Genomic DNA, 25919 nt, shown 5'->3' on the forward strand with positions numbered 1-25919 from the left:
CATTCATAAAATAGTATAGCACAAATTATGCAGGGGGTAAATCATTTTTATATGATGATGCACACCAGTCCTCCATTACTGTCATTGACAATCTTCTGCATTGTATCCTGAAGCTTTGTCTGGCTTTCATCCCCGATCATGGCAATCTTGCCCCGGATACCATCCATCACTAATTCTTCCACAGATTTTCCGAAAATGTTCGTCTCCCAGATTCCATGTTCGGTTTCTGCTTCCTGCTTAATGAATGTAAGAAGATCTTTCGCCTGATCTTCTGTTCCGACAATCGGTGCAATCTCTGTCTCGATATTCGCCCGGATCAGATGGATAGACGGGGCCTTTGAATGTATCTTCACGCCATATTTATTTCCCTGTTTGATAAGCTCCGGCTCCAAAAGTGTAATTTCATCTCTTACCGGACTGACCACCCCATATCCTTTCATTCGAACAGTTGTAAATGCGTCCCGGACTCCTTCATATTCTTCCTTTAATTTCGCAAGTTCCTGAATTGTTGCAACCAGCTCATATTGTCCTGCAATCTTCGTTCCCGTCATCTCGCTTAACATTTCGTAATAATATCTTTCTGGTATAGAAATGTTGATATTCACACAGCCCTGACCCATTCCAATCTGATCCACTTTGCAGGAATCTATGTACTCACTCTCAGAAACATCTATACTTCCAAGAGCATCCCGGATTTTGGTAAGTCGTTCCAGAATCACTCTCACATGTTCAATCAGATCTTGTTTGATCTTGTGGTCTCTTGGAAGCATCTCCACCCATTTCGGAACAAAAAACTGAATTTCAGATATCGGAAACTCAAAAAGGACTTCCGATAAAATCTGGCAGATATCCTCTCTGGTAAGTTTTTCACAGTTGACCGGCAGCGCCCGTACTCCATATTCCTGTTCCAGATTCTTCGCGGTGTTCTGCGCCCGTTCTCCCTGCGGCTCTTTTGAATTCACAAGTACAATGAACGGCTTTCCGATTCCATTTAATTCCTGTATCGTCATACGCTCCGCATCTTTGTAATTTTCTCTTGGAATGTCTGTGATGGTACCGTCTGTCGTAATCACAATTCCAATGGTTGAATGATCATGAATTACTTTTCTAGTTCCAATCCCGGCAGCCTTTGCAAATGGGATCTCATAAGCAAACCACGGTGTTTTTACCTGTCTCTGGGAATCCCCGTCCATATAACCGGCAGCACCTTCTACCATATAACCGACGCAGTCAATCAGACGTACCTTCACATCCACGTCATCAGCAAGCCGGATTTTTGCTGCTTCCTTCGGCACGAACTTTGGTTCCGTTGTCATAATCGTGCGTCCCGAAGCAGATTGCGGCAGTTCATCCTGCGTACGCATTCTGGCATGTTCATCTTCCATTTCCGGAAGCACCAGCACATCCATGAATCTTTTAATAAATGTAGACTTTCCCGTCCGGACCGGTCCCACAACACCAATGTAGATTTCTCCATTCGTCCTCGCTTCGATATCTTTGTATACCTGAAATCTATCCATCAAAATACCCCCATGCATGAACTTGTTTTACTGTTAACAGATTATGCAGGAAACATTCCGAGTATGTATAGAATTCTGCTTACCATGCGTGAATTTTCTGCTTATGGATTTACGGATCGTAGTGTGTTTTGCTCCATTGCAAGGAACATTCCGATGAACCTTTTTAAGCAGGAAGGCATGAAACTTACTCTTAAAAATACAGAACACCTGATATATCAAATAACACGCGCGCCTTATGTACGATGGAAATGAGACTCTGTCAATCTTAACTGCCCTTGCAGATAAGATTGACTGCCTTAGAGGCTCATTGGAATGTTTCGTACATGAAGCAAGTGTATTCGATATACCAGGTGTTCGTCCTATTTTATGTTCTTGTTGTTGGTCCTGTTTTAATATCTTTTACAATTATTTCTCCCACGGAAGTGCTGTATGCTCCGCCTTATTATCTCTGAGCATGAGTTCATTGACTGCTTCTTTCGGGTCTTTTCCATCAAACAATACTTCGCTGACTTTATTGATGATTGGAAGTGATACTCCATATTTTTCGCCAAGTTTTACTGCTGCTTTTGCAGAATACACTCCTTCTACTACCATCTGAACCTCATCCATTGCTTCCTGCATGGATTTGCCCTGCCCCATGAGATAACCTGCTTTGCGGTTACGGCTGTGGACACTGGCACACGTTACAATCAGATCACCGATTCCTGTAAGTCCGGAAAATGTCTCAACTGCGCCGCCCATTTTCACACCTAGTCTTGCAATCTCTGCAATTCCTCTTGTGATGAGTGCAGCCTTTGTATTATCTCCATATCCCATTCCGTCAGCAATACCTGCTGCCAGAGCAATGACATTTTTCAGAGAACCGCCAAGTTCCATGCCAAGCATATCCGGGCTTGTATATACACGGAACACTTCACTTGCGAACATCTGCTGCAAATACTCGGCTGTCTTTTCCGTCTTTGCTCCCACAACAACAGTAGTCGGAAGTCCTCTTCCTACTTCCTCAGCGTGGCTTGGTCCGGACAGGACTGCTACATCAGCCTGTGGAATTTCATCCTCGATCTGCTGAGATAGTGTCATCAGAGTTGCCTCTTCGATTCCTTTCGCAACATCAACAATGATCTGACCTTCCGCTACATATGGGCACATATTTTTCGCTGTTCCTCTTGTAAATGTAGATGGCACTGCCAGTACAAGGAAATCTTTTCCTTCTACAGCTTCCTTAAGATCTGTTGTAAATTTCATTGTATCCGGAAGCTTCACGCCCGGAAGCTTTGATTTGTGCTCACGCTCTTTATCCAGCATCCGGATCTCATCTTCCAGAATTGACCACATAGTCACATCGTGACCGTTTTTACTCAGAAGAAGCGCCAGTGCAGTCCCCCAGCTTCCTGCCCCTATCACACTTACCTTTGCCATAATCTTCCTCCTTATTATTTCTTTCCGATACTGATCTTATTCTCCGTACCGTTCATGAGTCTTACAATATTTGCCTTATGTTTATAAAATGCGGATAACATCAGAAATGCCGCAATTCCATACATTTCATAAAGATACGGCGGTTTTACACCAAATCCGCCCATCTGGCCATACACAACCACTTCAATCAGATAAATGATTACAACTGCCAGGGAGCCAAGAGACACATAACGTGTCACTGCCACGATTCCGAGAAATGCAAATAAACAGATCAAAACCATCCATACATTTGTCGTACTTAAGATCAGTCCGGCTGTCGCTGCGATTCCTTTTCCGCCTTTAAAGTTCAGATAAAATGGATAGTTGTGCCCAAGTACCGCACCCATCCCTGCATACATGGCAAGAAGTGGGAAAATGTCTGCGTAAGTCTTTCCGTAAATCAGGTAAACCGTCACAACTGCAAAGACACATTTAAAGCAGTCTCCAAGAAGTGTGACAAGTCCGGCTTTGATTCCCATCGTGCGAAGAGCGTTAGTGCTTCCTGCATTGCCGCTTCCTTCTTTTCGGATATCGACTCCTTTCATCTTACCATAGATGTATCCTGTCTGGATCAGTCCAAATGCATACCCGATCAGTAGACATATAAAACGTTCCATTTTCTAATTATCCCTTTCTTTTCTTTCTCTCACAAAGAATTTTAGTGATGTTCCCTTGAAGCCAAAGGACTCTCTGATCTTATTCTCCAGATATCTCTGATAGGAGAAATGCATCAGTTCTTTATCATTGACAAAAATTACAAATGAAGGCGGCTTTACCGCTACCTGCGTCATGTAATAGATCTTCAGACGCTTTCCTTTGTCTGAAGGCGGCTGCTGCATTGCTGTTGCTTCCATCAGAATCTCATTAAGTACCCCTGTTGCAACACGCAGTGTCTGATTCTCAATGACCATATCAATCATATCGAACATTTTTGGAAGACGCTGACCTGTCACTGCAGACACGTACATAATCTCTGCGTATGGCATAAATGAAAGGACACGGCGCACTTCATTCTCGTACTCACGCATGGTCTTATCATTTTTCTCAATAGCATCCCACTTATTTACCACGATGATAACACCTTTTCCACGCTCATGCGCAATTCCTGCCACCTTGGCATCCTGTTCTGTCACACCCTGAGTCGCATCAATTACGACAAGGACCACATCTGCACGCTCCACCGCTGTTACAGTACGGATAATACTGTATCGCTCCAGTTCCTCTTTAATCTTATTCTTTCTGCGAAGCCCTGCTGTATCAATAAAGACATATTCTTTTCCATTGTGCACGATCTCCGTATCAATGGCATCCCTTGTTGTTCCTGCAATGTCACTGACGATCACACGCTGCTCTCCAAGAAGCTTGTTAATAATAGAAGACTTACCTACGTTCGGTTTTCCTACGATTGCCACACGCGGACGAGAGTCCTCTTCCTCTTCTCCTGCATGCTCTGGAAAATGTTCGATCACCTTATCAAGCATATCTCCAAGTCCGAGTCTTGATGATGCAGAGATTGGCACCGGATCACCGATTCCAAGATTATAGAACTCATAAGTATCTGCCATATATTTATCAAAATTATCTACTTTGTTTACAACAAGAATGACCGGCTTTCCGCTTCTTCTTAACATATCTGCAACTTTAGAATCGGAATCCACAAGCCCCTGCTTTACATCTGTAATAAAAATAATAACATCTGATGTATCAATAGCAATCTGAGCCTGTTCACGCATCTGCGACAGAATAATGTCCTTGCTCTCCGGTTCAATACCACCGGTGTCAATCAATGTAAAATCTTTATCAAGCCAGCTGACATCTGCGTAGATTCGATCACGGGTAACTCCCGGTGTGTCTTTTACAATTGAAATCTTCTCTCCTGCCAGCGCATTAAAAAGTGTGGACTTACCCACATTCGGTCTACCCACAATCGCTACTACTGGTTTACTCATATATTTATCTCCATTTCTGTAAATATTCGATTTTTCATCTTATCCACTTGATTTTACAATATCTGCTTCAACTTGTAAAGTTTATAAAATAGAAAACATACCATTGACCTTACATAGGTAAAAATGATATAACTGTAATGTGAGTTATGTTAGAACAAAATATCATTAAAAAAATGAAATATTTATATGTAACAGGAGAGCGTTATGAACAACATTACGATTAACAGTAACAGTAATGATATCAAGGAGATGGAAAAGCTTTTCCCAAGAGCCCCTCTGAAGATCATTGCTATGGAAGGCTGCAAAGAACTGGGACAGAAAGTGAATGACTATATTGTCAACTTCAGACAGTCCTCTTACCGTGAAGAATTAAAATCACCAATGTATGCAACTTATCTTCAGGACAATTATCTGGTAGATGCACATTGCCCACGTTTTGGAAGCGGTGAAGCAAAAGGTGTCCTGAACGAATCTGTCCGTGGAAAAGACCTGTTTATTATGACAGATGTATGTAATTACAGCCTGACATATTCCGTCAACGGATATGTGAACCACATGTCACCGGACGATCACTATCAGGATCTGAAACGTCTGATTTCCGCTGCTAATGGTAAGGAACACCGCCTTAACATTATTATGCCGTTTTTGTATGAGAGCCGTCAGCACAAACGTACAAAACGCGAGTCTCTGGACTGCGCTTTGGCACTTCAGGAACTGATTGACATGGGCGTAGACAATATCTTCACATTTGATGCCCACGATCCGCGTGTACAGAATGCAATCCCGCTTTACGGATTCGACAGTTTCAACCCGCCATATCAGTTCATGAAAGCACTGCTTCGCGCAGAACCAAACCTTTCTGTTGACCCGGATCACCTGATGATCATCAGTCCGGATGAAGGTGCAATGTCCCGTGCCGTATACTTCTCCAACGTTATCGGAGTTGACATGGGTATGTTCTACAAGAGACGTGATTATTCAACAGTCATAAATGGAAAGAACCCAATTGTAGCACATGAGTTCTTAGGTTCTGATATCAAAGGGAAATCTGTCATCATCATCGATGATATGATTTCTTCCGGTGAAAGTATGTTGGACGTAGCTAAACAGATGAAAGACCGTGGTGCAAAACAGGTATTTGTATGTACAACATTTGGTCTTTTCACAGATGGATTTGAGAAATTTGACGAATTCCATGAGAAAGGTTACATCGATCGCGTGATCACTACGAACCTGACTTACCTCCCACCTGCATTCTATGAGAGAGAATACTTCACAGTTGCAGATATGAGTAAATTCATCGCGCTGATCATCGATTCCATGAACCACGATGTATCTATCAGTTCTGTATTAAGTCCGACTGACAGATTACACGCTCTTCTTGAAAGACACAGAAAAGATTTAGCAGAGAAAAATTTATAGGATTTTTCTCATAATCAGATATATGTGCATTTTTATAGACCGCCAGTTAATAGCTGGCGGTTCTATTTTTCATGATTGGAAATAAGACTATGAACTTTTGAACGTCAAAAAAGGAATAGTTATAAGAATCTCTTCCATCACTATTCCTCTTTATATTTTGATTATGTTTGATCAACCTGCAATTGTACCAATTAACGAATCACACGTACTCTTAACACATCTTTGACTTTTGTTAGATCCTCGATAACACTGTCTGTCACATCAGAATCTATATCAATCATCGTATATGCATACTCACCTTTGCTTTTATTCGTCATATCTGCGATATTCATATTATCATCTGCAAGGATCTTCGTGAATTGTCCAATCATATTCGGTACATTATGGTGAAGTAATGTAATTCTTGTATTTTCACCTTTGACTCCCATGTCGCAGTCCGGGTAGTTTACAGAATGCTGGATGTTACCATTTTCCAGATAATTTCTTACTTCTGCAACTGCCATCTTCGCACAGTTATCTTCAGACTCTTCTGTAGAAGCTCCAAGGTGTGGTGTGATAATTGCACCTTTGACTCCTGCCACGATTGGTGTCGGGAAATCTGTCACATAGTTCTTAACATGTCCGGAAACAAGTGCATCTACTACTGCCTCTTCATCAACCAGGACATTTCTTGCATAATTCAGAATGACAACGCCATCTTTCATAAGACCAATCGCATTCTTGTCAATCATGCCTTTTGTACTATCCATAGCCGGCACATGGATCGTAATATAATCACAATCTTTATAAAGCTCATCAACGGTCTTTGCATGATGAATATTTCTGGACAGTCTCCATGCTGCATCCACAGACAGATATGGATCATATCCGTAAACTTCCATTCCAAGATGTACGGCTGCATTGGCAACAAGAACACCAATGGCTCCAAGTCCAATGACTCCCAGCTTCTTACCTTCGATTTCGCAGCCGGCAAACTGTTTCTTTGCCTTTTCGGCATCTTTTAAGATATTGCCGTCTTCTTCATTCTCCTGGACCCAGTTGATTCCTCCTATGATATCACGAGACGCAAGAAGCATACCTGCGATCACAAGCTCTTTTACACCATTTGCATTTGCTCCCGGTGTGTTGAATACAACGATTCCCTGCTCCGCACATGTATCCAGAGGAATGTTATTAACTCCTGCTCCTGCTCTTCCAATAGCCTTTAAGTTTTTGTCAAACTCCATGTCATGCATAACTGCACTTCTTACGAGAAGCGCATCTGCACCTTCTGCAGTATCAATCTTTGTATAATCTTCTGTAAAGTTATTCAATCCAATATCTGCGATTGGATTTAAGCAATGATATTTGTACATATTAAGCGTTCTCCTTTTCAAATTTCTTCATGAATTCGACTAATGCTTCCACGCCTTCGATTGGCATCGCGTTGTAAATACTAGCACGCATACCTCCGACAGTACGGTGCCCTTTTAAATTTACAAATCCGGCTGCATCTGCTTCTTTGACGAATTTAGCCTCCAGATCTTTGTCACCAATTACGAATGGAACATTCATAAGAGAACGGTCTTTTGGTACAACAGTTCCTTTGAACATCTTGCTCTGATCCAGGTAATCATACAGAATCTTTGCTTTTTTCTCATTGTGTTCTTTCATTGCAGCAAGTCCGCCCTGTTTTTTCAACCATTTGAAGACTTTGCCGCAAATATAAATTCCATAACACGGAGGTGTGTTATAAAGAGAACCTTTGTCCGCCTGTGTTTTATATTTTAACATAGTCGGTGTGCCTGGAAGTACGTCATCACGGATCAAATCTTCACGGATAATTGCAATCACAACTCCGGCAGGTCCGATATTTTTCTGTACTCCACCATAGAGAACACCGTATTTTTCTACATCGTGAGGCTCTGACAGGAAACAGGAAGATACATCTGCAACCAGTGTCTTGCCTTTCGTATTCGGAAGTTCTTTGTACTTCGTTCCATAGATTGTATTATTCTCACAGATATATACGTAATCTGCATCGTCATCAATCGGAAGATCGGAACAATCCGGAATATAAGAAAATGTCTTATCTGCGGAAGATGCAATGACATTCACCTTGCCGTATTTTTCTGCCTCTTGTGCTGCTTTTTTCGCCCACTGGCCTGTCACAATATAATCTGCGACACCATTTTTCATCAGGTTCATAGGAACTGCAGCGAACTGCTGGGATGCGCCTCCCTGCAAGAACAGTACCTTATAATTGTCCGGAATATTCAGTAAGTCTCTAAGATCTGCTTCTGCCTCATCGATAATATTCTGGAATACCTGAGAGCGGTGACTCATTTCCATCACGGACATTCCTGAACCCTGATAATCCAGCATCTCTGATGCTGCTTCTTTAAGGACCTCCACCGGTAACATTGCCGGACCTGCTGAAAAATTGTACACTCTACTCATAGTATTGCCTCCATTTCCCTTGCTCTTTTTGAGCTGTTAATTTGTTTATTATTTATTCTTCAAATCTGCTTCATCAAACGCTTCACTGATTGCCGCTCCAGGCGCAACCATTGGCCATACCTTATCATCACTGTCAATCTGACAATCGATGACAACTGGTCTTCCAAGATTCATTGCCTTTTCAAAAGCTGATTTAAATTCTTCCTGTGTTGTTGCGCGGATGCCTTCTGCACCCATTGCTTCTGCAAGTTTTACAAAATCTACTGCATCATTCAGTACTGTCGCAGAGTATCTCTGTCCGTAAAACAGATTCTGCCACTGTCGTACCATACCAAGAACGTGGTTGTTGATGACTACCTGAATCACTGGAATATTGTGGCGGACTGCAGTTGCGATCTCATTCATATTCATTCTAAAGCAACCGTCTCCTGCAATATTGACAACCACTTTGTCTTCTCTTCCACTCTTCGCTCCAAGAGCTGCGCCAAGACCATATCCCATGGTTCCAAGTCCTCCTGATGTCAGGAATGTTCTTGGTTTTGTATATTTATAAAACTGTGCTGCCCACATCTGATGCTGTCCGACCTCTGTAGAAATAATAGCCTCGCCCTTTGTCTGGCGATAAATCTCTTCTACTACGAACGGACCACTCAATACATCTTTATGATAAACTAGCGGATATTTTTCTTTGTATTTCTGAATTTTAGTCACCCATTCTGCATGATCCTGCTGTTCCAGGCGCTCATTCAATCTGTCAAGAACGACTTTTATGTCTCCTACAACACCTGCAGAAATCATCACATTTTTGTTCATCTCGGCAACATCTACATCAATCTGGATAATCTTTGCATTCTGTGCAAATTTCTGTGCATTTCCGGTTACACGGTCACTGAATCTTGCTCCGATCACAATCAGAAGATCACACTCACTGACACCGTAATTGGAAGTTTTTGTTCCATGCATTCCAAGCATTCCTGTATATAACGGGTCTGTTCCAGGAAATGCTCCCTTTCCCATAAGAGAATCTGTTACCGGTGCATCCACTTTTTTTGCAAATGTATAAAGTTCTTCGCTGGCTCCGGATAAAATTGCTCCTCCACCAACGAAGATATAAGGCTTCTTTGCCTCCTTTATCATCTCTACTGCTGTGTCAAGCTGTGTTTCACAGATATTCTGTGATGGCTCTACAGCTACAGGCTTTTCTTTTACATACTCTGCCTTATTTGCAGTGACATCTTTCGGAATATCAATCAGAACCGGACCCGGACGACCTTTTTTCGCAATGGCAAATGCCTTACGGATCGTCGCTGCCAGATTATTTACATCCTTTACAATAAAGTTATGCTTTGTAATTGGTAACGTAATTCCTGTAATATCAATCTCCTGGAAACTGTCTTTTCCAAGGAGGGAAACTCCTACATTACATGTGATTGCAACAATCGGAATGGAATCCATATATGCCGTAGCAATCCCTGTTACAAGGTTCGTAGCTCCCGGTCCACTCGTTGCAAGACACACACCAACTTTACCTGTTGCTCTCGCATATCCGTCTGCTGCATGCGCTGCTCCCTGTTCGTGGGAAGTCAGGATATGCTTGATTTCATTCTGATGTTTATATAATTCATCGTACACATTTAAAATTGCTCCGCCAGGATACCCAAATACAGTATCCACGCCTTGCTCTTTCAAACATTCGATTACGATTTCTGATCCTGTCAACTGCATACTTTATAACTCCTGTTCTATCATTATTTAGCTTTCGGTACTTCCAGGATCGCTCCCCGGTTTCCGGATGTAACCATAGCTGCATATCTTGCAAGGTATCCGGTTGTAACCTTCGGCTCTCTTGGCTGCCATTTTTCTTTTCTCTTAGCCAGTTCTTCATCAGATACATCTAACTCAAGCTTCATGTTCGGGATATCGATCTTGATGATGTCTCCTTCTTCTACAAGTGCGATTGGTCCGCCAACTGCAGCCTCTGGTGAAACATGTCCAATAGATGCTCCTCTGGAAGCTCCACTGAAACGTCCGTCTGTGATCAGAGCAACGCTGGAACCAAGTCCCATTCCTGCGATTGCAGAAGTCGGGTTCAACATCTCTCTCATACCAGGACCACCCTTTGGTCCTTCATAACGGATAACAACAACATCACCGTGGTTGATCTTGCCGCCTTTGATTGCTGTGATTGCATCTTCCTCACATTCGAAGACTCTTGCCGGTCCTTCATGTACAAGCATTTCATCTACTACTGCAGAACGCTTTACAACACTTCCGTCCGGTGCAAGATTTCCTTTTAATACTGCAAGTCCGCCTGTCTGGCTGTACGGATTGTCGATTGGACGGATAACCTCTGGATCTTTGTTCTGCACTCCTTCAATGTTCTCGCCTACTGTCTTACCTGTAACTGTCATGCAGTCTGTATGAAGCAATCCTTTTTTGTTCAGTTCAGCCATAACCGCATAGACACCACCTGCCTCATTGAGATCCTCCATATAAGTCGGACCTGCCGGCGCAAGATGGCAAAGGTTTGGAGTCTTTTCACTGATTCCATTTGCGAAATCAATCTCAAAATCCATACCAATCTCATGTGCGATTGCCGGAAGGTGAAGCATACTGTTTGTAGAACATCCAAGTGCCATATCAACCGTCAATGCATTCAGGATTGCATCCTCTGTCATAATATCTCTTGGACGAATATTTTTCTCCAATAATTCCATAACCTTCATACCTGCATGTTTTGCAAGACGGATTCTCTCAGAATATACAGCCGGGATTGTTCCGTTTCCACGAAGTCCCATTCCAAGCACTTCAGTTAGACAGTTCATACTGTTGGCTGTATACATACCAGAACAAGATCCGCATGTTGGACATACTTTGTTCTCAAATTCGCACAGATCTTCATCAGAAAGTGTTCCTGCTGCATTCGCTCCAACAGCCTCAAACATGCTGGAAAGACTTCTCTTCTGGCCTTTTACATGTCCTGCAAGCATCGGTCCTCCGCTGACAAAGATTGTCGGAATATTAATTCTGGCTGCTGCCATCAGAAGTCCCGGTACGTTCTTATCGCAGTTCGGAACCATAACAAGTGCATCGAACTGATGCGCCATTGCCATAGCCTCTGTAGAGTCTGCGATCAGATCTCTTGTTACAAGAGAATACTTCATTCCAATATGTCCCATCGCAATTCCATCACAGACTGCGATTGCCGGAAATACAACTGGTGTTCCACCAGCCATTGCAACACCCTGTTTTACTGCATTTACGATCTTATCCAAATTCATATGTCCTGGAACGATTTCATTATAAGAGCTTACGATACCAACTAATGGTCTGTCCATCTCTTCCTGTGTCATTCCCAGTGCATTAAAAAGGGAACGATGTGGTGCCTGCTGTTTTCCTTTTGTTACTGTATCACTTCTCATGTTTTTGTTCTCCTTTTTGTATTATTCTTTCTTACCACACTTTATTCTATATATTTGCTGCGATTTCATCACCCATCCGGGCTGTTCCGATCTGAGTCTTTCCTTCAGACATGATATCAATGGTACGATATCCGTCTTTTAATACTTTTGCCACAGATGCCTCAATTGCGTCTGCTTCTTTGTCAAGGTCAAAACTAAATCTTAACATCATTGCTGCGGAAAGAATTGTTGCAATTGGGTTTGCGATTCCCTGTCCTGCAATATCCGGTGCAGATCCGCCGCTTGGCTCATAAAGGCCAAATTTTGTCTCGTTCAGGCTTGCGCTTGCAAGCATTCCGATGGATCCTGTAATCATACTTGCCTCGTCAGAAAGAATATCTCCGAACATGTTCTCTGTCAGGATAACATCGAACTGTTTCGGGTCTTTTACCAACTGCATTGCACTGTTATCTACAAGCATGTGCTCCAAAGTTACTTCCGGGTAATCCTTTGCAACTTCTTCCACTACTTTTCTCCAGAGTCTGGAAGAATCCAGAACATTTGCTTTATCTACACTTGTAACTTTCTTTCTGCGCTTCATTGCAATGTCAAATGCTCTCTTTGCAATTCTGCGGATTTCATTCTCGTTATATGTAAGACTGTCAAATGCAGTCATCACTCCGTCGACTTCTTCTGTCTTTCTCTCTCCAAAGTAAAGTCCACCGGTAAGCTCTCTCATGATCATCAGATCAAATCCGCCTTCTGTGATCTCTTCTTTTAACGGACATGCTCCTTTCAATTCATCGTAAAGAATTGCCGGTCTTAAGTTTGCAAAAAGATTCAACTCTTTACGGATACGGAGAAGTCCCGCCTCCGGTCTTTTAGATGGCTCTAATTTGTACCATGGTGATGTACTTGTGTTTCCACCGATAGATCCCATCAGAACTGCATCGCAGGATTTTGCCTCTGCTACTGTCTCATCGGTAAGAGGAACACCATGCACATCGATGGAAGCTCCACCCATCAGTAACTGTCTGTACTCTATATTATGACCGTAACGCTTGGCTACTTTATCTAATACTTTCATCGCCTCTGTTACGATTTCCGGGCCAATTCCGTCCCCTTTGATCACGCCAATTTTTAAATTCATATGTATCTTCCTTCCTAGACTAGTGCTGCAAAAAAATCTATGTTTTTTATATTAGCCTATTTTTTAACAGATTTCAATACTTTAATACGCTAAACCTATCAAAAAACTGCTCCGGCACCTGGAAAATAAGCAAATACTCCATCAAAATCACATATCTAATGCAATTTGTATCATATTATCAAATCCCAGTTGTCGCTCCCTGGCAGATAATTTTTCATCTTTGTATAAATGATCGGAAATTGTAAGCATGCAGAGTGCCTTTTTCCCTGCTCTTGCTGCATTCATATAAAGTGCTGCTGCTTCCATTTCCACTGCAAGTACTCCCATCTTGCGCCAACGGTCATTGACTGTCGGATCATCATTATAAAATACATCGGAAGTAAGTACATTTCCGGCACGGACTGTCAGCCCTTTCTCTCTTACCGTGTTTACGGCACTTTCCAGTAATTCATAATCCGCAATCGGTGCAAATGTTCCCGGAAGATTATACTGTGCGGCATAATTCGAATCTGTACAGGCACCTACAGCAATGACCACATCCCGAAGATCCACATCATCCTGAAGGGCTCCTGCCGAGCCGATGCGGATAATTTCTTCCACTTCATATTCATGGTACAGTTCATAAGTATAGATTCCGACCGACGGGACTCCCATACCGCCTCCCATAACAGAAATCTTCTCTCCTTTATAAGTTCCCGTGTATCCGAGCATATTTCTCACAGTATTAAAACATACTGCATCTTCCAAAAAATGTTCCGCAATATATTTTGCACGAAGCGGATCTCCCGGCATCAGAACTCGTTTTGCAATCTCTCCTTTTTCTGCTTCATTGTGTGGTGTTCCCATAGCATTATCTCCTCTCTTTTCTGATCAGTATACGAAGTGCTTCTACTGCTGTACGAATCGGTGCCTCTGTATCATGCACGACTGGATTATCCAGTCCTTTCTTTGCCCGCTCCTGGTTCGCCATTGTAAGAAGAACCGTTCCAATCCGTACTTTCCTGTAACTTGCCACAACGAATAGTGCTGCTGATTCCATCTCTGAGGCCAGGCAGCCACACTGAACCCATGCATTCCATTTATTTAATAGTTCATATCCAACAGGCTTCGTCTGTGGTGCATGCTGCCCATAAAAAGAATCTTTACATTCCACCACACCCACATGATAAGGAAATTTCAGATTTTCTGCTGCCTCTACAAGCGCATTCGTGATATGAAAATCCGACACTGCCGGAAACTCAACTGGCGCATATTCTTTGCTTGTTCCTTCCATGCGGACTGCTCCTGTAGCAATGACAAGATCACCACTTTTTACCTCTAACTGCATACCTCCACTTGTTCCCACCCGGATAAATGTATCGGCTCCTACATTTGCCAGTTCTTCCAGTGCGATTGCCGCAGACGGACCTCCAATCCCGGTCGACGTTACACTGACTTTCTCTCCTTCCAGATAGCCGGTATAAGTTGTAAATTCACGACTGTCTGCTACAGGCAGAGCATCTTCAAAATGTTCTGCAATCTTCTGACAGCGCTTTGGATCTCCGGTCAGGATCACATATCTCCCAACATCCCCTTCTTCCAGTTGTACGTGATACTGTCTGTCTTTGTCTTCTGAATAATTAATCATATGACATACCTCCTTCGCATCATTACACATGAAACTTTTTATACATTTCTTCTTTAAATTCTTTTTTTCTAAATAGAAGTAGTCTTATAAAGAATAAAAAGCTTAAGCCCACACAGATAACTGCAAATGCACGGTACAAAATCACACCTGTCGCCATTAGAATCAGAGGCAGTACCATGCTGTAGACCGATGCCATTACATAATAAATCATATATTCTTTTGGCGGATGTGACTGGATCCTTGCAATCAACTCCATCAATATCTCCACGATCAGGCAGACTAGCGGCAATACCAGATCTACCGACCACCTGTGCCACCCTGTAAAAATATCCCACAAAATACTTCCTATGCTCACAATAAGCAACTGCCACATCGCATTCTTAAGTAAATTATAACGTTTCAGGTATCCAGTTGCAAATGCAAGCCACATACTAAATCCTCCTGCTACCGCAAATATCCACCAGTGTAAATCTGGTGTCAGGATCAGATTTAACATGATACACAGAACAACTGCTGCAATACAGCAGAAATTAAAAATCTGAAATACTTTCTTTCCTTCATAATTGGGTTTAGCCTCTTTCGGGTAATCTGCTTCCACTTTTTTTACGAAGATTCCCTGTTCCTTCAATATGCGATAAAAATTACGCTGAATATTCGTGCTGTCATATCTGGAAGTAAACGCAAATGACAATGTATCTCCAAAAGAGCATACACAAAGCTCTGTACGCATGGTGCTTGTGTAAACTCCGAAACGTTCAATATATTTTGCATATTCCGGCGGCATCTTCACCACACTCATATTGGACAATACTGCTGTCACTTCCCGCTCTGCAAGCTTCGCTCCCATCTTGATACAACGGTTCTTCAGTTCCAGCGGCGCCCATTTTAAAATTTTATGTTTCTCATAGGCAATTAGATTGTTCATACGTTCCGCAATTTTTTCTTTTGACAGATTTTCTTCAAAATACTGCTTTGTTGCTTCCAGCACATCATCAAAAGAATCTTTGCCTTCCCCGAAACGATATCCCGGTTCAATATAACTAAAAAAATTCAGCATAGAATCAGATGGAAAAATTTTTCTCAAATTCACTGGAACCATTAAAATTACAGGCTTCTTTTCCTGAATCTTACTTTGTTCTTCATGAATCGCACAGATCATCGCTGCCGTCAAAAATACAGACATGGATACGCCATGTTTTCTTGATACTTCCAGAAGTTCTTTTACTGAGGCAGTCGTCTCGCCAATCTGAAGTTCTTCATATTCCTTACTCTCCCGGCGAATCTGATAAGCATGATTCTTTTTCTTTCTCGTACCACGCTCATCTGGATTGTAGTAACGGCCAAAACCATCCTCCTCCTGATCTTTTACTGTCAGATCTTGCTCCGTAAGGATCACATTTTCCAGACCATCCTTTTCATGCATCAGATAAAGATAGTTCTTCACAAGCTCTCGCAAAAATTCAGTTGCTCCCGTCCCATCTGTCAGTGCATGAAACACTTCAAAATTAATCCGGTTCTTATAATAGGTGACTTCAAATAATAATTCTTTTTTATCTCTTATATAAAGATGGCTGCACGGTTCCTTGTACTCTTCCCTTACGACCGGCCGCAGATCACTTTTCTCAAGATAATGCCAGAAAAGTCCTTTTCGCATGACTGACAGAAAGACCGGATACTTCTGGATTGTCTGATCCAATGCCATCTTAAGAACACTTCCGTCAATCTTTTCTTTTAATACGCAATAAAAGCGAAATACCCTTGTATCCTTCGGGCTGCTGGCAGCGGAAAACATTTTTGCCGCATTGTCCAGATTCCGCCAATATGCTCTTCTTTGCTGGAACACTTTTATTCCCTCCTACCTAAGAACTGATTGATCAGTTCAAAACTTTCCTGCACATGGAAATACCGGATCCCAAGCGCAAAATATCCGTGAAGCGCATCTTTGATTCGATGAACCTCCACGTAATTACCGGCTTCCTTTAGCCGCTTTCCATATTCTTCCCCTTCATCTCGAAGTGGATCGAACTCTGCTGTCAGAATTAATGTATCCGGTTGATTTCTGTAATCCGTCTCCATCAGTGGTGCAAAATATTTATTCTTCTTATCTTCTTCTCTGGACGCATAAAAATCAATATAATCACGCATCTTTCCCGCTGTCAGAAGATAATCACTTCCACAGTCTTTTACTGACTGGAACCTGGATGTTTCACTGTAGTCATTATTCACTGCCGGATAGATCAAAATCTGTCTTTGAGGCTTAAAAATCCCATCATCTCTTGCTTTCAGTGAAACTGCTGCCGCAAGATTTCCGCCAGCACTGTCACCGATCAATGTAATGCGTTGAGGATTCACATTTAAAATAAACCGATTTGTATAAATGGCTTTGGCCACTGCATAACAGTCCATAAAACCTGTTGGAAATGGATGTTCCGGCGCCAGTCTGTATTCTACCGACACCACAATATGTTCTGTCGCGGATGCCAGTCTTGCACAGATTCTTTCATAATTATCAATACAATCCGTTACCCAGCCGCCACCGTGGAAAAACAAAAAGACCGGAAGATCTTCCGTCACCTTTTCTCTCGGCAGATAAATACGCACCGGCACTTCATAATCTCCGTTATATATCTTGTAATCGATTGTTTTGTGAAAGATTTTCATTGGGTCTATCGCTTTGAGGCTGGCAAGATGTCTGGCTGCCTCCACCTCAATCCCGTCAAACGACAGTGCCTTTAAAATCTTCTTCATAGAATGATTGATCGCCATATAGAAAAAGAAGAACCCCGGTCCCGGGATTCTTCTTCACTCCTCATCTTCCTATTCAGCAGATGCTTTCTCAACCTGTGCGATTGCTGCTTTCTGCATCGGGATTCTACAGTTCTTATTATTACCAAACTCTACGATAAGATCATCATCTGTAATGTCGATGATTACTCCGTAGAAACCGCTTGTTGTAAGTACGGTATCACCGACTTCCATCTCTGCGATCATCTCCTGGATTCTCTTCTGCTCTTTTTTCTGTGGGCGCATGAATAACATATAAAATCCACCGAATATTACTACATATACTAAAATCAGTACTACCCAGTTTGTTCCTGCGCTCTGTGCTGCCAATGCGTACATAATATTTCCTCCTAAATTTCATTAAACACTGTTTCTACTATACAGGAATTTGACATTTTCATCAAGATATTTTCATCATTTCTACGCGATTTTATAAATATTTTCTATTTTTACAATTCTCACCTGAAAATTCTGCCCGTTCCCGTACCAAATATCATCTGCGATTTTTCTGATCTGCCTGTGATCTACTCGCCCTCTGCCATTCTGCGAAGCTTCTCTTCTTTATATTCTTTGTATCTTCCTGCCTCAATTGCCTCGCGGATCTCTTCCATCATCTTATTATAGAAATATAGATTATGAAGTACACAAAATCTCATACCAAGCATCTCCTTTGCTTTCAGAAGATGTCTCACATAAGCTCTGGAATACGTTCTGCATACCGGGCAGTTACAACCTTCCTCAATTGGTCTTGTATCTAACTCATACTTGGCATTGAACAGATTCATCTTTCCATGATTCGTATACACATGTCCATGGCGTCCGTTTCTGCTTGGATATACACAGTCAAAGAAGTCAACACCACGTTCTACAGCTTCCAGAATATTCGCCGGTGTTCCGACTCCCATCAGATACGTCGGTTTATTCTGTGGCAAATACGGCACAACTGCATCCAGAATCCGGTACATCTCCTCATGACTCTCTCCAACTGCAAGTCCGCCAACTGCATAGCCATCCAGATCCAGTTCTGAAATCTCCTGTGCATGGCGCACACGGATATCCTCATACACGCCGCCCTGATTGATGCCGAATAACATCTGATGCTTGTTAATTGTATCTGGAAGACTGTTCAGTCTGTCCATCTCTGCTTTACATCTCTTAAGCCATCTGGTCGTACGGTTCACAGAATTTTCCATATAATCCCGGTCTGCAACACTGGACGGACACTCGTCAAATGCCATCGCAATGGTGGAGGCCAGATTGGACTGGATCTGCATACTCTGCTCCGGTCCCATAAAAATCTTTCTTCCATCGATATGAGAGTTAAAGTATACTCCCTCTTCTTTTATTCTTCTGAGCCCTGCCAGCGAAAACACCTGAAATCCACCGGAATCAGTAAGAATCGGCTTGTCCCACACCATAAACTTATGAAGACCGCCAAGTTTCTTTACGACCTCATCTCCCGGTCTTACATGAAGATGATATGTGTTGGATAATTCAACCTGTGTCCCAATCTCCTGCAGATCTGTTGTTGACACCGCGCCCTTGATTGCCGCAATAGTTCCTACATTCATAAATACAGGGGTCTCAATGACCCCATGTACTGTATGTAATCTTCCTCTTTTGGCAAGACCATCTGTCTTTAATAATTCATACATGATCTTTCCCTCTCTTTTTCTTTTTTTAATAATGACATACTACCGGGCATCCATCCGGAATCAGGTCATAAAGTGCCGCCGCTTTATCTTTCGGCATATTAACACAGCCATGTGAACCGTGACTTAAATATCTGTTGCCTCCAAATGAAGACTGCCATGTTGCATCGTGGAATCCGATACCTCCATTAAATGGCATCCAGTAAGCAACCGGTGTCTCGTACTCGTAAGTTCCATCTGGTTTCTTTGTTCCGCGAAGTGTCTTATTTTTTGACTTGTATGCCAAAGAATAGGTTCCCTGCGGTGTCGCATTTCCCTTGTTCGGATTACCTGTTACAATATCGGTCTCCAGCGCAATCTGTCCGTCTTTAATAAACCACATATGCTGCGTGGTAAGATCGACTTCTGCATATGTATTTCCCATATCCATTGCAGTATGGTTGGCTGCACGACTGGAATATTCCGGCTCTCTTGTTACAGTCTCAGCATTCTGGATATTGGCGATCAATGCATCATACTCTGCATCCTGATTGATTTTCCAGCCATAACCGCCACCTTCAACTGTGACAGTATTGCCTGTTGCAGTTGTAAACTGACGCGGTTTTCCTTTCGTATTATATTTTGTTGCAAGAGCAGCAATATACTCTTTTACTGCTTCCTGATTAAATGTAACGTTCATATCTGCATCCACAATCACCCACTGTGAAATGACAGATGCATCTACCACTTCTGTATTCGGATTAAAGTCATATGTAACATTCGCTCCAAGATAGCTGTTCATGGTATCCTTTGCTGCCACTACTTCCTGGGAATCTGATAAAAATCTCGGTTTGATATAGCAGTTCGTATCTGTCAGATTCAAGGTATCCTGGAATCCTTCTATCGACTCTCTGATATCTTTATTAAATGTCTCTGTATCAATCTGCGTACCAATGACCTCTGGCACGACCACAAACTCTGTATTCTGGAATTCTGGATGCGCATCTACAGAAGCCACCTGATTCTCTTCTTTCAGGCAATTCAAACTCTCAATACGCCTTGCAAGTGCATTCTCATCATACTTCACTCCAATCTTTGCCTCAATCACCGGCTTCTCCCACAGAGATGTAATCCAAAGAAACTTGTTCTGCTTCTTTGCCAACTCTTTAACTTCATCTCCCGGCACATATTCCAAAGAAATCTCGCTTCCTGTAATCTGTTCACTGTCGCCGTCAGATTCCTGAAGTGTCAAAGTATAATCCGCAACCTGTTGTTCCATATATTTTTCCACCTGTGCAACACTCTTCAATGCAAAATTATTACCATTGATCGTTGTGTTGAACATAAAATGACTGTCAAAGTAAAACGCCATGCCAACATAAGCAACTACCAGAACTGCTAAGATCACACCAAACGTGATACCTACCTTCTTGCCAATGCCGCCTCTCTTTGGTTTCTCATCTTCATCTTCGTCCAGAGATACAAAGTCTGTCTCGAAATCTTCATCGTCATTATAATCTACGTCAAACTCGTCTCTGCCTTCTTCTACTACTTCTTCTTCGTACTCGTTTTTCTTCTTTTTTCCAAACATGTTCGTCAAACTCCCCTTTTCTAGTTCACACGCTATCATTATAATATGCACTCTTCTAAAAGTACAGAGCTAATTCACGAAAAATTCTTGAAGAATTTATTAAGATTGTTTTATAATAAAAAGAAATCTATAACAAAACCTATGACATCAAAGGAGAAATTGACATTATGGCTGGATCAACTTATGGAACATTGTTCCGTATCACCACATGGGGAGAATCTCACGGACCTGCAATCGGTGTTGTGATCGACGGGTGTCCTTCAGGACTTTCCTTAAGTGAAGAAGATATACAAAAACAGCTCGACCGAAGAAAACCTGGACAGAGTAAATTTACAACGAAGAGAAATGAAAGCGACACTGTCCAGATTCTCTCCGGTGTTTTCGAGGGTAAGACAACCGGCACACCAATCTCTGTCATTGTCTACAATCAGGACCAGCGTTCCAGAGATTACGGTAAAATTAAAGACTGTTACCGTCCCGGACATGCTGATTATACATTTGATGCAAAATATGGCATCCGCGATTACCGCGGTGGCGGACGTTCTTCTGCCCGTGAAACAATTGGCCGGGTCGCAGCCGGTGCAATTGCAAAAAAAATCCTGGAACAATTAGGAATCGACCTGATTGCCTTTACCCGTTCTATTGGAGATATCTGTATTCCTGAAACGGAATATCGTTATGAAGATATTGCCGAAAATATGTTATATATGCCAAATAATGCTTATGCAAAAAAAGCTTCCGATTATCTGGAATCCTGCATGAAAAATCAGGATTCTTCCGGTGGAATTGTGGAATGCCGCGTAAAAGGCATGCCGGCCGGAATCGGTGAGACAGTCTTTGATAAACTTGACGCTTCTCTCGCAAAAGCTGTCGTTTCCATTGGCGCTGTCAAAGGTGTGGAAATCGGTGACGGATTTGAAGCTTCAAAAAGCCACGGCAGCAGCAACAATGATGCATTTACATGTCAGAATGGTGCCGTTATAAAAAAGACGAACCACGCCGGCGGAATCCTCGGAGGTATGAGTGATGGTTCTGAGCTGATTTTGCGGGCTGCATTTAAACCGACTCCTTCCATCAGCAAGGAACAGCAGACCATCAATACGGCTTTCGAAGATACGACGATTGCCATTACCGGACGTCACGATCCGGTTGTTGTACCAAGGGCTGTTGTTGTTGTAGAATCTATGGCCGCAATCACAATTTTAGACCAGATGATGATAAATATGTCCGCAAAGATGGATGCCTTAGAAGCATTTTACTGTAAAAAATAATAACGTCAAAAAAAGAGAAGTCCTAAGCTTTTACCCTTACGACTTCTCTTTTCAACTCATTTATCTGTACTATAACCCTACTTTTTCCACATCGGATTTTCTTCACACATAGCAATCTGTTCCGGCATGATTGGGAGTTCCCTGAATCGGTGTCCGGTTGCATTATAAATTGCATGAGCAATTGCCGAAAGTGGTGTATTGATCACGACCTCACCGATAGATTTTGCGCCAAATGGACCAGACTTCTCATAGCTGCTCTCAAACTCTACATGAATATGACCGATATCTTCTCTTGTCGGAATCTTATATTGCATGAGAGAATTTTCATAAAGTCTTCCCTTTGCATCATAAGTGATATTCTCCGTCAGTGCCATTCCGATTCCCTGAAGGATTCCGCCCTCAGCCTGAACTCTTGCCAGGTTTGGGTTCACCGGAGTCCCACAGTCAACAGCAGTATAATAATCTATCACTTTTGCCTGTCCGGTCAGAAGATCCACTTCCACATCTGCCACGCCTGCCATAAATGGCGGTGGTGAAGTCGGCTGGCTCATGGTCACAGTCTCTTCCAGAGCAATACTGTTGCCCGCCATAGACGCTGTTGCAATATCAAACAGGGAAACTTCTGTTTTTTTCAGAGTCTTTTCGCCTCTATAGATGACTTTATCACCGTCAAATTCTACTTCTTTCTCATCACATCCAAGCATCTTAGCTCCGACAAGACAAATCTTATCTCTAAGCTTTCTCGCACACAGCTCAGTTGCCTTTCCGGTTACATAAGTCGTACTGGATGCATAAGATCCTGAATCATATGGTGATGCATCCGTATCTGCTCCAAATACAATTACTTTATCAAGCGGACACTCCAATACTTCTGCTGCAATCTGTGCAAGAATCGTATCACAACCTGTTCCCATGTCTGCTGCTGCAATTCGCATAATGTAGAAACCTTCATCATTCAGTTTCAGCGCTGCACTGCCTACATCTAATCCACTGATACAAGATCCCTGCATGGCAAGTCCCATACCAAGAGCACGGACTTTTCCATGTCCTAGTTCGCGAACCGGATAATTCTCATCCCAGTGACTCATCTCTTTCACCTTTGCAATACAACGGTCCAAGGCACAGCTTGTATTTGTCTCACCGTAAAATGCAGGCATGACCTGTCCTTCTTTTACTATGTTCATCTCACGAAGTTTCATCGGATCCATATGGAGTTTTTCTGCCAGTTCATTAACTGCTGTCTCAATGGCAAAAAGTCCCTGTGTTGCACCATATCCACGATAAGCTCCAGAAGACATAACATTCGTATAAACCACGTCGTAAACAAAGCGGAATGCCTCTGCTTTTCCGTAAAGCGGAATAGATTTGTGCCCGGACAGTCCGACTGTTGTCGGTCCATGTTCCCCATAGGCACCTGTGTTAGAAATGGTGTACAGATCAATTCCACGGATAGTTCCATCTTTCATAGCTCCAAGTTTCACATGCATTTCCATCTCATGTCGCGGAGAAGAAGCTGTCATACATTCCTCACGGGTGAAAATAATCTTACTCGGCTTCTTTGTCATCCAGGTCACATATGCCGGATAGACCTCACAGACCGCTGTCTGTTTTGTTCCAAAACCTCCTCCGATACGCGGCTTGCTGACACGTACCTGTGATTTTGGAATATGAAGTGCATTTGCAATGATCCTTCTGCAGTGAAACACAATCTGGGTAGAGCTAAATACATTCAGACGTCCATATGTATCAATGGAACAATATGTACGCATTGTTTCCATCATCGTCTGCTGGCAGGCTTTTGTATGATATACCTGGTCGATGATAATGTCACAGTCTGACAGTACTTGATCAATATCTCCATGTTCACTCGCCTCATGTGCGCACAGATTTCTTTTATTATCTGCTCCTACCGGACAAAGCGCCTCCCAGTTATCTTCCGGGTGCACCAGAATTGGATTATCCAAAGCTTTATGATAATCAAGGATCGGTTCCAACACCTCGTACTGTACCTTGATCATGGAAATGGCTCTGTCCACCGCTTTTTCTGTCTCTCCTGCCACAATCGCAACCGGATCTCCTACAAATCTGACATGACGATCCAGAATCAGACGGTCATATGGACTGGGTTCTGGATAAGTCTGTCCTGCACATGTAAATCTTCGTCCGTTCTGGTCGATATCCTTCCATGTATAGATGGCCTCAATTCCAGGAACTTTCATTGCCTTATCTGTCTGAATCTCCTGCACCACCGCATTTGCATGAGGGGATCTGAGCAGTTTCACGATCAGACAATCTTCCGGGATCATATCATCCATATATACTGGCTGACCGGTCACAAGCTGCATGGCATCTTTTTTTCTGACTGGCTGATTTACAATTTGCATGATACTTCCTCCCCTCTTTTTTCTTTCTTCCAGACAAGGAAATTCTGGATTCCACGAAGCTGTCCCTCATACCCGGAACAACGGCACAGATTCCCTGCCAGATACTCTTTTATCTCTTCCTCATTCGGAAATTCATTTTCACGGAATAATGCCAGTGCATTCATAATCATGCCCGGATTACAGAAACCACACTGCTCTGCTCCCTGGTCTGCAATGAATGCGCCAAACTCTTCCGCTTCTTCCTTAAGCCCTTCAAGCGTTGTGACTTTATGTCCATCTACTCTGGCTGCCAGAATAGAACAGGATAGTACCGGCTTGTCATCTAAAAATACTGTGCAAAGTCCACAACCTGAAGTCTCACATCCACGTTTTACACTTTTACATCCATGCTTTCTTACAAAATCTATAAGAAGCAGGTCCGGTTCGATCTCTTCCTGAATTTTCTTTCCATTAAGTACGATACTAATCTGCATTTCTGTCACCTCCCAGTATACGAAGTGCACGAACGGTCATAACCTCTGCCAGATGGCTTCGATACTCAGCAGTTCCTCGCATATTACTTCCAGTCGGAAGCTTTTCTTTTATCTCTTTGGCAAATGTGTGCATCACTTCTTCTGTAACACTTCCATCTGTCAGCCCCTTCAACAATCCAGCCGCGTCTTCGAACAACATAGCTTTTCCCGGTCTGGCACCGATACTAATACGCATCTTATCAGCAAAGATTGCTGCTGTCAGGTTAAGTGTCGGGAAATCTGTCACTGTATTTCTCACAGACTGATAACAAATATGAACTGGCGTCTTCTTTATTATAATGTGAACCAGAATATCATTGTCTCTTTTAAGTTTCGCAAACTCCTGAATGGACATGATTCCTCCTTTGTAAAGCTCCACATCACAATCTAATGCAAGCAGAAGTGTCAACACATCTGAAAATCCAAATCTGCCGAACAGACTTCCTCCGACTGTTGCAAGATTACGGAACTGTACTCCTACAATATGTCGAAACGCGTCTTTCACTGCGCCTTCTGTATAATGAGACAATCCTTCATGCAATTCCATCTGACGAAGCGTGACCATGCAGCCGATCCTGAACTCCTCTTCTGTCTCTTCAATCTGATCCAACCCAAGTCCAGACAGGTCGATTGCAGTCTGCACATTAGCATCACTCATCTTTACCCAGAGCATACCTCCAATAATCCGGTTCGTGCGCTTCTGGTTCAGCTCCCAGGCTTCTTCCAGGTTTTCTACCTTTTTATAATTCTTGATCTTAATCATAATCTCTCTTCATTCTC

General features: G+C 42.6%; 21 protein-coding genes. 2 read left to right on the forward strand and 19 right to left on the reverse strand.

Annotated elements, in window-relative coordinates; genetic code table 11:
- Window positions 1-47: 47 nt before the first annotated feature.
- The 4 genes from spoIVA to der all read right to left on the reverse strand — a co-directional run bounded on the left by spoIVA (window position 48) and on the right by der (window position 4927).
- Window positions 48-1520: a stage IV sporulation protein A gene (gene spoIVA, locus NQ560_RS08860; protein ID WP_029730374.1), complete on the reverse strand. Its 1473-nt coding sequence runs from the start codon at window positions 1518-1520 to the stop codon at window positions 48-50.
- 405 nt (window positions 1521-1925) lie between these two features.
- The gene (locus NQ560_RS08865) at window positions 1926-2939 is read right to left on the reverse strand and encodes an NAD(P)H-dependent glycerol-3-phosphate dehydrogenase (protein ID WP_005331136.1); all 1014 of its coding nucleotides are present in this window, start codon (window positions 2937-2939) and stop codon (window positions 1926-1928) included.
- 14 nt (window positions 2940-2953) lie between these two features.
- Window positions 2954-3595 carry a glycerol-3-phosphate 1-O-acyltransferase PlsY gene (gene plsY, locus NQ560_RS08870; protein ID WP_005331137.1) on the reverse strand — a complete coding sequence of 214 codons (642 nt, stop codon included), beginning with the start codon at window positions 3593-3595 and terminating at the stop codon, window positions 2954-2956.
- A gap of 3 nt (window positions 3596-3598) precedes the next feature.
- Entirely contained in the window at window positions 3599-4927 is a 1329-nt protein-coding gene (der, locus tag NQ560_RS08875) for a ribosome biogenesis GTPase Der (protein WP_005331138.1), read from the reverse strand.
- Between the two features lie 204 nt (window positions 4928-5131).
- On the opposite strand from der, the gene NQ560_RS08880 reads away from it, so the two are divergent.
- Entirely contained in the window at window positions 5132-6349 is a 1218-nt protein-coding gene (locus NQ560_RS08880; RefSeq protein ID WP_005331139.1) for a ribose-phosphate pyrophosphokinase, read from the forward strand.
- Window positions 6350-6540: 191 nt separating this feature from the next.
- Here NQ560_RS08880 and NQ560_RS08885 read toward each other — a convergent pair whose 3' ends face one another.
- From NQ560_RS08885 to NQ560_RS08940, 12 genes are all read right to left on the reverse strand, one after another.
- Window positions 6541-7704, reverse strand: coding sequence for a phosphoglycerate dehydrogenase (locus NQ560_RS08885; RefSeq protein WP_005331141.1), 1164 nt, complete (start codon window positions 7702-7704; stop codon window positions 6541-6543).
- Window position 7705: 1 nt separating this feature from the next.
- Entirely contained in the window at window positions 7706-8788 is a 1083-nt protein-coding gene (gene serC, locus NQ560_RS08890; protein ID WP_005331142.1) for a 3-phosphoserine/phosphohydroxythreonine transaminase, read from the reverse strand.
- A gap of 48 nt (window positions 8789-8836) precedes the next feature.
- A complete protein-coding gene (gene ilvB / locus NQ560_RS08895; RefSeq protein WP_005331143.1) occupies window positions 8837-10513 on the reverse strand; it encodes a biosynthetic-type acetolactate synthase large subunit in 1677 nt (558 codons plus the stop codon).
- Between the two features lie 23 nt (window positions 10514-10536).
- Complete coding sequence (gene ilvD / locus NQ560_RS08900; protein WP_005331144.1) at window positions 10537-12210, reverse strand: dihydroxy-acid dehydratase; 1674 nt, start codon at window positions 12208-12210, stop codon at window positions 10537-10539.
- Window positions 12211-12256: 46 nt separating this feature from the next.
- Window positions 12257-13339: a 3-isopropylmalate dehydrogenase gene (gene leuB, locus NQ560_RS08905; RefSeq protein ID WP_005331145.1), complete on the reverse strand. Its 1083-nt coding sequence runs from the start codon at window positions 13337-13339 to the stop codon at window positions 12257-12259.
- A 147-nt stretch (window positions 13340-13486) separates the two neighbouring features.
- Window positions 13487-14185 (reverse strand): purine-nucleoside phosphorylase, encoded by a 699-nt coding sequence (gene deoD, locus NQ560_RS08910; protein WP_005331146.1) that lies wholly within the window; start codon window positions 14183-14185, stop codon window positions 13487-13489.
- Between the two features lie 4 nt (window positions 14186-14189).
- Window positions 14190-14966, reverse strand: a complete 777-nt coding sequence (udp, locus tag NQ560_RS08915) for a uridine phosphorylase (RefSeq protein ID WP_040015298.1) — start codon at window positions 14964-14966, stop codon at window positions 14190-14192.
- A 22-nt stretch (window positions 14967-14988) separates the two neighbouring features.
- Window positions 14989-16809: a DUF6320 domain-containing protein gene (locus NQ560_RS08920; RefSeq protein ID WP_005331148.1), complete on the reverse strand. Its 1821-nt coding sequence runs from the start codon at window positions 16807-16809 to the stop codon at window positions 14989-14991.
- 2 nt (window positions 16810-16811) lie between these two features.
- Window positions 16812-17732, reverse strand: a complete 921-nt coding sequence (locus NQ560_RS08925; protein ID WP_005331149.1) for an alpha/beta hydrolase — start codon at window positions 17730-17732, stop codon at window positions 16812-16814.
- A 51-nt stretch (window positions 17733-17783) separates the two neighbouring features.
- Window positions 17784-18089, reverse strand: a complete 306-nt coding sequence (gene yajC / locus NQ560_RS08930) for a preprotein translocase subunit YajC (RefSeq protein ID WP_005331150.1) — start codon at window positions 18087-18089, stop codon at window positions 17784-17786.
- A gap of 185 nt (window positions 18090-18274) precedes the next feature.
- Window positions 18275-19405, reverse strand: coding sequence for a tRNA guanosine(34) transglycosylase Tgt (tgt, locus tag NQ560_RS08935; protein ID WP_005331151.1), 1131 nt, complete (start codon window positions 19403-19405; stop codon window positions 18275-18277).
- A gap of 25 nt (window positions 19406-19430) precedes the next feature.
- Window positions 19431-20972 (reverse strand): L,D-transpeptidase family protein, encoded by a 1542-nt coding sequence (locus NQ560_RS08940; RefSeq protein WP_040015299.1) that lies wholly within the window; start codon window positions 20970-20972, stop codon window positions 19431-19433.
- Window positions 20973-21139: 167 nt separating this feature from the next.
- On the opposite strand from NQ560_RS08940, the gene aroC reads away from it, so the two are divergent.
- Window positions 21140-22243 (forward strand): chorismate synthase, encoded by a 1104-nt coding sequence (aroC, locus tag NQ560_RS08945; protein ID WP_005331165.1) that lies wholly within the window; start codon window positions 21140-21142, stop codon window positions 22241-22243.
- Window positions 22244-22320: 77 nt separating this feature from the next.
- Here aroC and NQ560_RS08950 read toward each other — a convergent pair whose 3' ends face one another.
- The 3 genes from NQ560_RS08950 to NQ560_RS08960 are packed head-to-tail and all read right to left on the reverse strand — an operon-like array spanning window position 22321 to window position 25902.
- A complete protein-coding gene (locus NQ560_RS08950) occupies window positions 22321-24627 on the reverse strand; it encodes a xanthine dehydrogenase family protein molybdopterin-binding subunit (protein WP_005331167.1) in 2307 nt (768 codons plus the stop codon).
- A complete protein-coding gene (locus NQ560_RS08955; RefSeq protein ID WP_005331169.1) occupies window positions 24615-25100 on the reverse strand; it encodes a (2Fe-2S)-binding protein in 486 nt (161 codons plus the stop codon). The genes NQ560_RS08950 and NQ560_RS08955 overlap by 13 nt, the downstream gene beginning before the upstream one ends.
- Entirely contained in the window at window positions 25090-25902 is an 813-nt protein-coding gene (locus NQ560_RS08960) for an FAD binding domain-containing protein (RefSeq protein ID WP_005331170.1), read from the reverse strand. The genes NQ560_RS08955 and NQ560_RS08960 overlap by 11 nt, the downstream gene beginning before the upstream one ends.
- Between the last annotated feature and the right edge of the window lie 17 nt (window positions 25903-25919).

It is taken from the genome of Dorea formicigenerans, from assembly GCF_025150245.1.
Classification (GTDB): Bacteria; Bacillota; Clostridia; order Lachnospirales; family Lachnospiraceae; genus Dorea; species Dorea formicigenerans.

Bases quoted from the DNA above. Each gene is read 5' to 3' on its own strand.
- ilvD (WP_005331144.1), bottom strand. From the start codon at position 12,210: ATGAGAAGTGATACAGTAACAAAAGGAAAACAGCAGGCACCACATCGT.
- NQ560_RS08865 (WP_005331136.1), bottom strand. From the start codon at position 2,939: ATGGCAAAGGTAAGTGTGATAGGGGCAGGAAGCTGGGGGACTGCACTG.
- spoIVA (WP_029730374.1), bottom strand. From the start codon at position 1,520: ATGGATAGATTTCAGGTATACAAAGATATCGAAGCGAGGACGAATGGA.
- ilvB (WP_005331143.1), bottom strand. From the start codon at position 10,513: ATGCAGTTGACAGGATCAGAAATCGTAATCGAATGTTTGAAAGAGCAA.
- NQ560_RS08925 (WP_005331149.1), bottom strand. From the start codon at position 17,732: ATGGCGATCAATCATTCTATGAAGAAGATTTTAAAGGCACTGTCGTTT.
- leuB (WP_005331145.1), bottom strand. From the start codon at position 13,339: ATGAATTTAAAAATTGGCGTGATCAAAGGGGACGGAATTGGCCCGGAA.
- udp (WP_040015298.1), bottom strand. From the start codon at position 14,966: ATGATTAATTATTCAGAAGACAAAGACAGACAGTATCACGTACAACTG.
- NQ560_RS08885 (WP_005331141.1), bottom strand. From the start codon at position 7,704: ATGTACAAATATCATTGCTTAAATCCAATCGCAGATATTGGATTGAAT.
- yajC (WP_005331150.1), bottom strand. From the start codon at position 18,089: ATGTACGCATTGGCAGCACAGAGCGCAGGAACAAACTGGGTAGTACTG.
- serC (WP_005331142.1), bottom strand. From the start codon at position 8,788: ATGAGTAGAGTGTACAATTTTTCAGCAGGTCCGGCAATGTTACCGGTG.
- NQ560_RS08940 (WP_040015299.1), bottom strand. From the start codon at position 20,972: ATGTTTGGAAAAAAGAAGAAAAACGAGTACGAAGAAGAAGTAGTAGAA.
- tgt (WP_005331151.1), bottom strand. From the start codon at position 19,405: ATGTATGAATTATTAAAGACAGATGGTCTTGCCAAAAGAGGAAGATTA.
- aroC (WP_005331165.1), top strand. From the start codon at position 21,140: ATGGCTGGATCAACTTATGGAACATTGTTCCGTATCACCACATGGGGA.
- der (WP_005331138.1), bottom strand. From the start codon at position 4,927: ATGAGTAAACCAGTAGTAGCGATTGTGGGTAGACCGAATGTGGGTAAG.
- NQ560_RS08955 (WP_005331169.1), bottom strand. From the start codon at position 25,100: ATGCAGATTAGTATCGTACTTAATGGAAAGAAAATTCAGGAAGAGATC.
- plsY (WP_005331137.1), bottom strand. From the start codon at position 3,595: ATGGAACGTTTTATATGTCTACTGATCGGGTATGCATTTGGACTGATC.
- NQ560_RS08960 (WP_005331170.1), bottom strand. From the start codon at position 25,902: ATGATTAAGATCAAGAATTATAAAAAGGTAGAAAACCTGGAAGAAGCC.
- NQ560_RS08880 (WP_005331139.1), top strand. From the start codon at position 5,132: ATGAACAACATTACGATTAACAGTAACAGTAATGATATCAAGGAGATG.
- deoD (WP_005331146.1), bottom strand. From the start codon at position 14,185: ATGGGAACACCACACAATGAAGCAGAAAAAGGAGAGATTGCAAAACGA.
- NQ560_RS08950 (WP_005331167.1), bottom strand. From the start codon at position 24,627: ATGCAAATTGTAAATCAGCCAGTCAGAAAAAAAGATGCCATGCAGCTT.